Genomic DNA, 11,073 nt, shown 5'->3' with positions numbered 1-11,073 from the left:
GACGCAGCGCGTCGTCCACCGACGGCGGCCGCGGAGCGCATCGTCACGTCGGCGGCCGGCGTGACCGACTGCGAGCCGTCCGCCTCGAGTCTGACTCTGAGCCGTCCCGCGCGGTAGCTGTCGATCCGGGTGTGGCTCCCGCCGCGGGCGACGATCGCCTCGCCGGCGCCGATCCGCGCCCCGTCGCTCGCCTCGCGCACGTCGTACGCGGAGGCCTCGTCGAGGCGGTCGGCGAACCGCGAGGTGAACGCCTCCGGCATGTGCTGGACGATGACGACCCGACAGTCGGTCATCGGCAGCGCCGCCATCACCCGCTCGACCGCGTTCGGCCCGCCCGTCGACGCGCCGATCACCACGGTCAACGGCGCGTCGACGCCCGGAGCGGGCTCGGTCGTCGCGGCCGAGGCGGGTGCCGCGGCCCGTTCGGCACTCCCGTCGTCGCGCTCGCATCGGTCGCGCGTCGCCGCGTCGAGATCGGCGTCAGCGACCGACCGCACCGCCTCGACGAGCCGCTCCGCCTCCCGCGAGACGCCGGTCGAGACCTCGCCGCCGGGCTTCGAGAAGAAGTCGACCGCCCCGCGTTCGAGCGCCTCGAACGTCACCTCGCGCCCGCCGCGGTGTGCGCCGACAGCATGAGGACGGGCGTCGGCGTCTCGTCCATCAGCCGCTCGAGGGCCTCCAATCCGCCCATCCCCGGCATCTCGACGTCCATCGTCACCACGTCCGGGCGCGTCTCGGCGACCACGGACAGCGCCTCCTCGCCGTCGCCCGCCTCGCCGACCACGACGATGCCCGCGTCGGTCAGGAGGTCGGCGATCAACCCCCGCATGAACGGGGAGTCGTCGACGACGACTACCCGCGGGGAGCCGTCCAGATCGCCGCGCCGATCCGTCGTCTTACTCATGTGCTGAGGCGGACCCAGAATCAGCATAAACCCACGGCCCCAGTAATCACCCCTGATAATTCGGGAGACACGGTTATTTGCGCGTTCGCCGCAGTGGCGCCCATGGCAGCCATCGAGGCGGACGCCGAGCCCACGAAAGTGCTGGAGTTCGGCCTGGGAGACGGCACGTACTGTCTTGACATCGGCGTCATCGACGAGATCGTCGACGCCGGCGAGCTGACCCGGATCCCCAACTCGCCCGAGCACGTCGAGGGCGTGATGGATCTGCGGGGACGCACGACGACGATCGTCGACCCGAAACCCTGTTCGGAATCGACGACGACGGGCCCCGCGAGCGGATCGTCGTCTTCGACGACGGCGAGATCGACGAGGGCGGCACCGTCGGGTGGATGGTCGACGAGGTGTTCCAGGTCCGCGACGTCGCCCCCGACGACGTCGATCGGGGAACCACGGTGGAGGACGACGGCGTCTGCGGGATCGTCACGTCCGACGACCGGTTCGTGGTCTGGGTATCCCCCGACGTCGACGACGTCGGTTCGGTCGAGGTCACCGCGACGTAGCCCGGGACGGGCGGTCGAGGCCGTCGTCAGAGACGGGTGGCCGAGGCCGTCGTCCGGGACGGGTGACCGACGCCGTCCTCCGGGACGGTTCGTTCTCACCCGTGAGAACCGGGCGGCAACCCTTATGCGGCGACCGCTCGCCTCTCGACGCATGCGCGTTTCAAGCGGCGTCCCCGGGTTCGACGACCTCGTCGGCGGCGGGTTTCCCGAGGAGCGCCTGTACGTGGTCAGTGGCCCGCCCGGCAGCGGGAAGACGACGTTCTGCTCACAGTTCGCCGCGCAGGGCGCCCGCAACGGCGAGGACGTCCTGTACATCAGCATGCACGAGACGAAGTCGGGGATCCGCCGCGACATGGGCGGGTACGAGTTCGGCTTCGACCGCGCGCTCGACACCGACCGCGTCACGTTCCTCGACTCCTTCTCGTCGGACGGGCGGCGGTTCTTCGGGCTGCCGGGCGAGCGGCGGGACCACTCCGGGGTGACGAACCGGCTCACCGGCTTCATCAACTCGCGAGACATCGACCGGGTCGTCTTCGACTCCACGATGCTGTTGCGGTTCCTCCTCGACGACGACGAGGACACGATGATCCAGCTGCTCTCGTCGCTGAAGCGGACGGACGCGACGACCCTCCTTATCTCCGAGATGACCGACCTCGACGCGTACTCCGAGGAGCACTACCTGGCACACGGCGTCGTGTTCATGCACAACTACCTCGAGGACGAGGGGATGCGGCGCGGGATTCAGGTCCTGAAGATGCGGGGGACCGACATCGACACGGACATCCAGACGGTCGAGTTCACCGACGCCGGACTCCGCGTCGGCGACGCCGCGACGGTGACGCTCTGATGTACGACGGCACGTTCGGCACCGACTGGGAAGCGCTGTCGCGCGAGGAGGCGGTCGACCGGGCGTTCGCGCTCGGTGTCGCGGCCGGGATCGACAGCGAGCCGCCGGCGGAGTTCGACCGCATCGTGAACGCCGTTCCCGGCGGGTACGACCGGAGCCTCGTCGAACTCGCGTACGACGAGGGGCGGACGCGGGCGCTCGAGGCCGCCGCCGAGGCCGACGACCCGGAGGCGGTCTGGGACGCGCTCGTCGACGCGGCGGGGACGCCGCGGACCCCGCCGGTCGGATCTGCCCTTCCCGGCGCGATCACGGAGCTGTCCCTCTCGAAGCGGCCGCGAGAAGGACCGCCGTCGTCGCTCGGACTTCCGGAGATGCTTCGGAAGTGATCCCGTGGAAGAAGTGATCCCTCGGAAGGGTTTTACGCGATACCCGCGCAACGTCGAGACATGACCGTACTTCCCGACGCTGTCCGCGAGTCGGACAGCGTGTTGGTCAGCGGTCCGCCGATGAGCGGGAAGTACGACCTGTTCAACCGCCTGCTCGCCGAGTGGTGTGACAGCCCCGTGGTGATCTCCACCGGTCGGACGGCGGAGAAGGTGCGGGCGGACTACGAGCGGATAACCGACCGCGACGGCGACGACGTGACCGTCATCGACTGCGTCACCCACCAGCAGGGCGACAAGCGCCCGGACACCCCGACGACCAAGTACGTCGGCAGCGCCGGCAACCTGACCGACATCGGGATCAAGTTCACCGACGTCGTCGAGGCCTCCGCCGGCCGCCAGCGCGCGGTCGGCATCTACTCGCTCTCCCAGCTGTTGATGTACTGGGACCCCGAGCGAATCTACCGGTTCACCCGCGTGATGACCTCGCAGACGTCGGGTGAGGGGTGGCCCTTCGTCGGCGTCGTCGGGTCCACGGCGCACGACGAACAGGTGGTCCACACCCTCCACGAGCCGTTCGAGGTCGTCGTGGAGACGCGCGTCGCGGACGACGACCGCGAGTTCCGCGTCCGGGGTCGGGTCGACCGTCCCTCGGAGTGGACGGCGTTTTGAACGGTCGGCGCCGGTTGTCCCCGATCGCTGCCGCTACCCTACCAGCTCGAACTCGGTGCCGACCGGCGGCGCGTCGACCAGCCCCCAGTAGACGAACCGGTGGATCCCCGGCCCGAGCGCGGGACACACGGCGAGGTCACGGTCGGGAACCGCGGCGGCGACGGCCGCCTCTTCGAGCGTGAGCGACCAGCTGTACGTGTCGGTCGGGCCGAACGATTCCTCGGTCCGCGGCAGCGCGGCCGGCTCGCCCGTGGTCGAGCCGCGGACGTCGAGCCAGCCCTCGCCCGTCTCGCGCTGGAGCGAGTACGCGTGTCGGCCGAGGGCGGTCGCCGTGCCGTCGCCGGTGTTTCGCAGCACCAGCCGCAGCGACTGGCCGTACGTCTCGGCGTTCCCCTCCGCGGACAGCTCGACCGTGGTCGACGGCGCTTCCACGACCGTCTCCTCGACCGGTCCCTCGAAGGGCTGGTCGAGCCGGACGAACGACTCGTCCGGACACGAGAGCGTCTCCGGGGTTCCAGCCGGTCCCTGCGGTCCCTCCCCGGCGGCGAAGTCGAGACAGCCGGCGACGCCGACGCGCCCGCGGCGGTGAGCGTCGCCGCGGTCCCCGTCAGCAGGTCGCGTCGCGAGTGGTCCATGCCCCCGGTACGACCGACGCGGGCTTGAACCACACGCGTTCGCCCTCACCTTCGCCTCCGGGGCCGGTTCGGAACCGCTTTCCCGTCGGCCGGCACATGGCCTCCCATGGAGCTGTTCGGATCAAGCGGTATCCGCGGGGTCGCGCTCCGGTACCTCACGCCGGAGCTCGTCCTCGACATCGCGAAAGCGGCCGGGACGGTGTGGGACGCCGACCGCGCCGCCGTCGCCCGCGACACCCGCACTACCGGCGAGCTGTTCGCGAACGCCGCCGCGAGCGGGCTGGCCGCGGTCGGCTGCGACGTCGACCGGCTGGGCGTCGTCCCGACGCCCGCGGTCGGCCACTACTGTGAGTCCGCCGGCGTTCCCTGCGTGCTCGTCACCGCGTCGCACAACCCGCCCGAGTTCAACGGGATCAAACTCGTCGGCGACGACGGCGTCGAGCTCTCCGTCGACGTGTTAGAACGCGTCGAGCGGCGCGTGCTCGACGACGAGTACGACCACGCCGACTGGCGGACCGTGGGCGAGACCAGCCGGATCGACGGCGTCGTCGACGCCTACGCCGACCAGCTCGTCGCGGCGGTCGACCGGCAGGCGATCGCCGACGCCGACCTCACGGTCGCGGTCGATCCCGGTCACGGCGCCGCGTCGGTCGCGTCGCCGCGGATCTACCGCGAGCTGGGCTGTGAGGTGTTGACCGTCAACGCGACGCCGGACGGACACTTCCCCGGCCGCGACTCCGAGCCGGTCCCCGAGCACCTCGACGCGCTCTCGCGGCTCGTCGCGACCACCGACGCGACGTGGGGATCGCCCACGACGGCGACGGCGACCGGGCGGTCTTCGTCGACGAGACCGGCGCGTCATCGACGGCGACACCTCCTTCGCGGCGCTGGCCGACGCCTGCCTGTCGGCCGGCGACGCGGTCGTCAGCGCCGTCAACGTCTCCCAGCGACTCGTCGACGTCTGTGACGCCAACGACGCCGACCTCGAACTCACGTCCATCGGGGCGACGAACATCATCACGCGGACCCGCGAGCTCCGTGACGAGGGGACCCGCGTGCCGATCGCCGGCGAGGGCAACGGCGGCGTGTTCTTCCCGTCGTACCGGCTCTCTCGGGACGGGGCGTACATCGGCGCGCGCTTCCTCGAACTGCTCGCGGCCGCCGACGGCGACCCGGCGAGCGAGGTGATCGCGCCCTACGCCGACTACCACTTCGTCCGGGTCAACGTCGAGTACGAGGACGGAGACGAGCGCGACGACATGCTGGCGGCGGCGCGCGCGTACGTCGAAACCGCTGACGCCGAGCCGAACACGACCGACGGGTACCGGCTCGACTACGGCGACGCGTGGGTGCTCGTCCGCCCTTCCGGCACCGAGCCGAAGATCCGGATCTACGCGGAGTCCGCCGACGCCGACCGCGCGGAACGGCTCGCGACGGACATGCGCGTGGCCGTCGAGAGCGGGCGGTAGACGGGGAGGGTTCCCCGGACGCGACGGGTGCCCGGGCCCGGCATGTCGATCACTCCAGCGCCGCCAGCGCCTCGGCCGCCTCGCGGGCGGCTTCGAGGTGATCGCGCGCGCGCCGTGGGTCGTCCGTCTGCTCCGCCGCGCGCGCGAACCGCGTGAGCGTCCGCGTCAGCGACGCGCGCGCGGCGGAACGGTCGTCGCCGCCGGCAACTCGCTCGGTGTCGGGCGACGGCGATCCGGCGGCGGGCGTCTCGGCCGTGGTCGCCTCGGCGGCTCCCGTCTCGGTCGTCGCCGGCTCCGCGGGCGATCGCTCCGTCTGCGGCTGGTCGGTCGAGGTCGCGTCGGCTCGTGGCGACGATCCGGCGGTCGTCGCCGCCTCGTCTCGCGAGGCTGGCGCGCTTCCGTTGGCAGCCGTCGCGGCCGACTCGTCGGTCTGGGTCGCGCTCGGCGTCGCGTCGTCGGTCGGCGGCGCCTCGTCGGGTGACGTCTCGCCGTGGGTGTCGGCCGCGCCGCGTGCGTTCCCGGCGGCCGCTCCCGCGTTCCCCTGTGACCGCTCGGCCTGACACGTGGGACAGAACTCCCGGCCGTCGTGTCGGAAGATGGGATCGCCGCACTCCTCGCAGTGGCGGTTCGTCATCGTCGCTCCCTGCAAGAGGAGCTCGGACATCCGCTGGGTGTGTTCGCGCTTCTCTTTGTCCCGCTCGAACTTCTCGCGGAGCTTCTCTCGTTCCGCCTCCTTGTCGAAGCCGTCACTCATGGGTGGACGAACGTCGTTCACGAGCAAAAGCTCGGGGGCTCGGAACGGCCGTGCTGCGCGTCGAAGGCCAGCCGGATCGGCCCGGTACGGGTCCGGCACCGGTTCGGTACCGGTACGGGTCCGGCACCGGTTCGGTACCGGTACGGGGTCTGGCACCGGCACCGGTCCCAACCCAGGTCGGGGTCGGACCGCTACTCCTCGGTCTTGGTCCGCGTCCGGTCCGGGTCGAGTTCGCCGCGGTGGATCTTCGCGCCGTCCTGTGCGACCTGGCGGCCGAGCACGGCACACTTCACGCGCATCGGGGAGATGTCGACGCCGAGCATCTCGGTGATGTCGTCGGTGTCGAGCGCGTCGAGCTCGTCGACGGACATCCCGTGGAGCCGCTCGGAGAGCATGCTCGCGGACGCCATCGAGATGGCGCAGCCGTCGCCGGTGAACCGCACCGCCTCGATCGTCTCTTCGGCGTCGTCGAGGGCGACCTCCATCTGGATCGTGTCGCCACAGGAGGGGTTCTCGCCGACGTGCGTGAAGTCCGGATCCTCGAGTTCCCCGTAGTTGCGGGGGTTCTTGTAGTGGTCGAGGATCTGCTGCCGATACATGTCCGAGCCCAGTCCCATCTCGGTCACGGGTAGGCCGCTCCCGGCAAAAAGGGTTCCGTCGCCGCGCTCGCGCCGGTCGAGCCGCCGGCGGATTCCGCGAAAAATTCGGCGGGCGCCGCGAAGGGGTCGGCAGACTCCGCGAAGGGGTCGGCGGACTACACGAAGAGGTCGCGGGCCTCGCCAACGGCGTCGACGAGGGCGTCGATCTCCTCGACGGTGTTGTAGAGGTAAAAGGAGGCGCGCGCGCTGGCCGAGATGCCGAGTTCGTCGTGAAGCGGCTGGGTGCAGTGGTCGCCGGCGCGGATGGCGATGCCGTAGTCGTTGAGGATGCTGGAGAGGTCGTGCGCGTGGACGCCGTCGACGTTGAACGAGACGAGTCCGCCGCGGTCGTCGCCCGGGGGACCGTAGATCTCGACGCCGTCGATCGCGGCCAGCTCGTCGTACGCGTACGCGGCCAGCAGGTCCTCGTGCGCCTCGATCCGCTCCATCCCGATCGCTTCGAGGTACTCGATCGCGGCCGCGAAGCCGATCCCCTGGGCGATCGAGGGCGTGCCCGCCTCGAACTTCCACGGGAGGTCCTCCCAGGTGGAGTCCTCGAAGGAGACCCGGCGGATCATGTCTCCGCCGTAGAGGTACGGCTGCATCTCGTCGAGGAGCGACTCGCGGCCGTACAGCGCCCCGATCCCGGTCGGTCCGCACATCTTGTGGCCCGAGAACGCGAGGAAGTCGACGTCGAGCGCTTTCACGTCGACGGGGCGGTTCGGGACCGACTGCGCGGCGTCGGCGAAGATCAGCGCGTCGTGGTCGTGCGCGAGGTCGGCCAGCTCGGCGATGGGGTTGATCGTCCCGAGCGCGTTCGAGACGTGGACGACGGAGACCATCTCGGTGTCGTCGTCGATCAGCTCCGCGGCGTGGTTCATGTCGAGGTATCCCTCGTCGGTGACCTCGACGAAGCGGACGTCGGCGCCGGTCCGCTTGCCGATCTGCTGCCAGGTGACGAGCGACGCGTGGTGTTCCATCTCCGAGAGGACGACGTTGTCGCCCGGACCGAGCTCTTCGAGCCCCCACGCGTACGCGACGAGGTTCATCGCCTCCGTAGTGTTCTTGGTGAAGATTATCTCCTCGCGGCCGTCGGCGCCCACGAAGTCGGCGACGGTGTCGTGCGCCTCCTCGTAGGCCACCGACGCCTCCTGGCTCAGCTGGTGGATCCCGCGGTGGACGTTGGCGTTGTAGCCGCGGTAGTAGTCCGCGATCGCGTCGACGACCGGGTCGGGGGTGTGCGACGTCGCCGCGTTGTCGAGGTAGACCAGCGGGGTGTCGTCGCCCGGTCCCTCACCCGGTGTCTCCGGGTCGCCGCCGACCTTCCGGTCGAGGATCGGGAAGTCGGCGCGGGCCGCTTCCACGTCGAACGGGTACTGTTCTTGAACTCCCATTGCCGGCTCTCAGGGCCCCGAGCACTAACACACCTTCGGTCCGGTACGTGTTGCCCGTATCGCGGACGTACTACGTGTGGATGGCCGGGTTCGGTTCGAGGCTCCGGACCCGCGTGAGCCACTTCGACTTCGTCCCCGATCGAGTATCAACAGTCGCCGACGCGGTAGCGACTTCCAAAGCCCCAGCCGCTCGGCTTACGGCGGTGTTTTCGCATCGGTCACGACCACACAAAGCCCCAACCGCGAGGCGGACGGCGGTGTTTTCCCATCGGTCACGACCACGCAAAGCCCCAACCGCGAGGCGGACGCACGCTCGCTGCGCGCTTCAGGTCGCTCGCTTCGCTCGCTCCTTCCAGTGCTTGCGTCGCCTGCGCCCGCCTCGCGGCTGCCCCTTTGCGTCCCACCCAGCACAGCCCCGCACCTCACGCCTCCCCAGCCTCGTCGAACCGGCGCGTCGACGCGCCGGTTCGACTCCCTCGCGCTCGGATTCGCGCCGCAAAGCGGCGCTCACCGGAGCGCGCCGACAGCCGGGACCCCGACCGCGGAAACGTCGTGGGTGGGAGGTCCCTGCGCTCGCCGAGACGGCCGAACTGGTGTGCTTTTGAACGCGGGGGGCCTCGGTTCGCGTATGACCGAGACGCTCACGCTCGCCACCCGCGGATCGGACCTCGCCGTGCGGCAGGCCGAGACCGTCCGCGAGGCGCTGTCCACCCGACGCCGCGACGTCGAACTCCGACGGGTGGAGACGCGTGGCGACCAGATATCCGACGAACTGATCCACCGGCTCGGCAAGACCGGCGCGTTCGTCCGCGCGGTCGACGAGGCGGTGCTGTCCGGCGACGCCGACCTCGCCGTCCACTCGCTGAAAGACGTCCCGACCGAGGGGATGGACGACGTGGTGATCGCCGGCCTCCCCGAGCGCGCCCCCTCCGGCGACGTGCTCGTCCAGCCCGACGGGCTCGGCCTCGAGGACCTCCCGGCCGGCGCCGTCGTCGGCACGGGCTCGCTCCGCCGGCAGGCGCAGATCCGGGCCGCGCGGTCGGACCTCGTCGTCGAGCCGATCCGCGGCAACGTCGACACCCGGCTGGAGAAGCTGCTCGCGCCCGGCCTTCAGGCCGAACACGAGCGCCGGCTGGTCGCCTCCGGCGAGGACCGGGCGCTGACCGCGGAGGCGGGCGGAACCGAGACCGAGGCCGATGCGGTCGACGACGGGAGCGCGGACGAGTCGTTCGACCGGACCGTCGAGGAGTGGTTCGACTCCCTCTCCGACCTGGAGCGCTCGGCGATGGAGCGGAAGGTCGACACGGAGTACGACGCGGTCGTCCTCGCGGAGGCCGGACTCCGCCGCTCGGACCTCTACTACGACGTCGAGACGACCCGGCTCCCCCGCGAGGAGTTCGTCCCCGCGGCCGGGCAGGGCGCCATCGCGGTGACCGCGGTCGACCCGGACGTGGTCGAGGCGGTCCGCTCCGCGGTCGACCACCCCCGGACCCGCGTGGCGGCCACCGTCGAGCGGACGGTCCTCGGCGAACTCAACGGCGGCTGCGTCGCCCCGATCGGCGTCTCCGCGCTCGTGCAGGGCGAACACGTCCACACGCGCGTCCGCGTGCTCTCGACGGACGGCACCGAGGAGGTGGCGGCCACGCGCGACCTGCCGATCCGATCGCACGCCGAGGCGGCCGAGCAGTTCGCGGCGGACCTGGCCGCCGAGGGCGCGGCGGACCTGATCGCGGCGGCCCGCGAGGAGGCGGATGCGACCGAGGGAACCCGCGAGGGCGCGACCGATGAGTGAGGACGCGGCCCCCGACGGGACGTCCGAGACACCCGAGACGACCCCCGGAACCGTCTACCTCGTCGGGTCCGGGCCGGGCGACCCCGACCTGCTGACGGTGAAGGCGGCGCGGCTGATCGAGTCGGCCGACGTCGTGCTCCACGACAAGCTCCCCGGCCCGGAGATCCTCGGCGAGATCCCCGAGGAAAAACGAGAGGACGTCGGCAAGCGCGCCGGCGGCGAGTGGACGCCCCAGGAGTACACGAACCGGCGGATGGTCGAGCTGGCTAGCGAGGGGAAGTCGGTCCTCCGGCTGAAAGGCGGCGACCCGTTCGTCTTCGGCCGCGGCGGCGAGGAGGCCGAACACCTCGCCGACGAGGGGATCCCCTTCGAGGTCGTCCCCGGCGTCACCTCCGCGATCGCGGGCCCCGCGGTCGCGGGGATCCCGGTGACGCACCGCGACCACGCCTCCTCGGTCTCGTTCGTCACGGGCCACGAGGACCCGACGAAAGACGAGTCCGCGGTCGACTGGGAGGCGCTCGCGGCCACCGGCGGTACCATCGTCGTGCTGATGGGCGTGGGGAAACTGCCAGGCTACACCGCGGCGCTCCGCGAGGCCGGGCTCGACGGCGACACCCCCGTCGCGCTGGTCGAGCGCGCCACCTGGCCCGACATGCGCGTGGCGACCGGGACCCTCGATACGATCGTCGACGCCCGCGACGAGGCGGGGATCGAACCGCCGGCGATCACCGTGATCGGCGACGTGGCGGCGACGCGAGACCGGGTGATCGCGTTTCTGAGGGACGCGTCTGTCGACGATCCGGATGGAGGTGACGCCGCGTGAGCGAGGAAGACCCCGATCGACGCCCTCGCGTCGCCGTCTTCCGCCCGGACGACGAGCGGATCGAGGCGGCCGAGACGCTGCTGACGTCGCTCGGGGCGGCACCGGTCGCGGACCCGATGCTGGCGGTCGAGCGACGGGCGCCGTCCCCGCTGACGCGCCGTACGTCGTGCTCACGAGCAAGACGGGCGTGGAGCTCGCGGCG

The 11,073-nt window shown here is 71.1% G+C and carries 10 protein-coding genes and 4 pseudogenes; 8 read left to right on the top strand and 6 right to left on the bottom strand.

Going from position 1 to position 11,073, the window contains the following annotated elements; genetic code table 11:
- A partial coding sequence (locus GJ633_RS09870; RefSeq protein WP_394351147.1) for a chemotaxis protein CheB occupies window positions 1–602 on the bottom strand: 602 nt, incomplete at its 3' end.
- Window positions 599–904, bottom strand: a complete 306-nt coding sequence (locus tag GJ633_RS18515) for a response regulator (RefSeq protein ID WP_394351146.1) — start codon at window positions 902–904, stop codon at window positions 599–601. The genes GJ633_RS09870 and GJ633_RS18515, both read right to left, overlap by 4 nt.
- Window positions 905–1,006: 102 nt before the next feature.
- Here GJ633_RS18515 and GJ633_RS09865 point away from each other — a divergent pair.
- The 4 genes and pseudogenes from GJ633_RS09865 to GJ633_RS09850 all read left to right on the top strand — a co-directional run bounded on the left by GJ633_RS09865 (window position 1,007) and on the right by GJ633_RS09850 (window position 3,366).
- A pseudogene (locus tag GJ633_RS09865) lies at window positions 1,007–1,464 on the top strand (chemotaxis protein CheW).
- A 151-nt stretch (window positions 1,465–1,615) separates the two neighbouring features.
- Window positions 1,616–2,311, top strand: coding sequence for an ATPase domain-containing protein (locus GJ633_RS09860; protein ID WP_156588690.1), 696 nt, complete (start codon window positions 1,616–1,618; stop codon window positions 2,309–2,311).
- Window positions 2,311–2,697: a hypothetical protein gene (locus tag GJ633_RS09855; protein ID WP_156588689.1), complete on the top strand. Its 387-nt coding sequence runs from the start codon at window positions 2,311–2,313 to the stop codon at window positions 2,695–2,697. Before GJ633_RS09860 ends, GJ633_RS09855 begins: the two co-directional genes overlap by 1 nt.
- A gap of 60 nt (window positions 2,698–2,757) precedes the next feature.
- Window positions 2,758–3,366: a hypothetical protein gene (locus GJ633_RS09850; RefSeq protein WP_156588688.1), complete on the top strand. Its 609-nt coding sequence runs from the start codon at window positions 2,758–2,760 to the stop codon at window positions 3,364–3,366.
- Window positions 3,367–3,399: 33 nt separating this feature from the next.
- Here GJ633_RS09850 and GJ633_RS09845 read toward each other — a convergent pair.
- Window positions 3,400–4,001, bottom strand: a pseudogene (locus GJ633_RS09845) (hypothetical protein).
- A gap of 106 nt (window positions 4,002–4,107) precedes the next feature.
- Between GJ633_RS09845 and glmM the strand changes: the two are divergent.
- Window positions 4,108–5,470: pseudogene (gene glmM, locus GJ633_RS09840) on the top strand (phosphoglucosamine mutase).
- A 49-nt stretch (window positions 5,471–5,519) separates the two neighbouring features.
- On the opposite strand, the gene GJ633_RS09835 reads toward glmM, so the two are convergent.
- The 3 genes from GJ633_RS09835 to GJ633_RS09825 all read right to left on the bottom strand — a co-directional run bounded on the left by GJ633_RS09835 (window position 5,520) and on the right by GJ633_RS09825 (window position 8,256).
- Window positions 5,520–6,224, bottom strand: a complete 705-nt coding sequence (locus tag GJ633_RS09835; protein ID WP_156588687.1) for an Sjogren's syndrome/scleroderma autoantigen 1 family protein — start codon at window positions 6,222–6,224, stop codon at window positions 5,520–5,522.
- A 191-nt stretch (window positions 6,225–6,415) separates the two neighbouring features.
- Window positions 6,416–6,841 (bottom strand): Fe-S cluster assembly sulfur transfer protein SufU, encoded by a 426-nt coding sequence (gene sufU, locus GJ633_RS09830; RefSeq protein WP_156588686.1) that lies wholly within the window; start codon window positions 6,839–6,841, stop codon window positions 6,416–6,418.
- Between the two features lie 137 nt (window positions 6,842–6,978).
- A complete protein-coding gene (locus GJ633_RS09825; protein WP_156588685.1) occupies window positions 6,979–8,256 on the bottom strand; it encodes an aminotransferase class V-fold PLP-dependent enzyme in 1,278 nt (425 codons plus the stop codon).
- 628 nt (window positions 8,257–8,884) lie between these two features.
- Between GJ633_RS09825 and hemC the strand changes: the two genes are divergently transcribed.
- The 3 genes and pseudogenes from hemC to GJ633_RS09810 all read left to right on the top strand — a co-directional run.
- Complete coding sequence (hemC, locus tag GJ633_RS09820) at window positions 8,885–10,048, top strand: hydroxymethylbilane synthase (protein WP_156588684.1); 1,164 nt, start codon at window positions 8,885–8,887, stop codon at window positions 10,046–10,048.
- Entirely contained in the window at window positions 10,041–10,871 is an 831-nt protein-coding gene (gene cobA, locus GJ633_RS09815; RefSeq protein ID WP_156588683.1) for a uroporphyrinogen-III C-methyltransferase, read from the top strand. The genes hemC and cobA overlap by 8 nt, the downstream gene beginning before the upstream one ends.
- Window positions 10,868–11,073: pseudogene (locus GJ633_RS09810) on the top strand (uroporphyrinogen-III synthase); the annotation flags it as partial. The gene cobA and the pseudogene GJ633_RS09810, both read left to right, overlap by 4 nt.

Source organism: Halorubrum sp. CBA1125, assembly GCF_009742825.1.
In the GTDB taxonomy this organism is placed as follows: Archaea; Halobacteriota; Halobacteria; order Halobacteriales; family Haloferacaceae; genus Halorubrum.
This window is presented reverse-complemented; position numbering and strand designations above follow the sequence as displayed.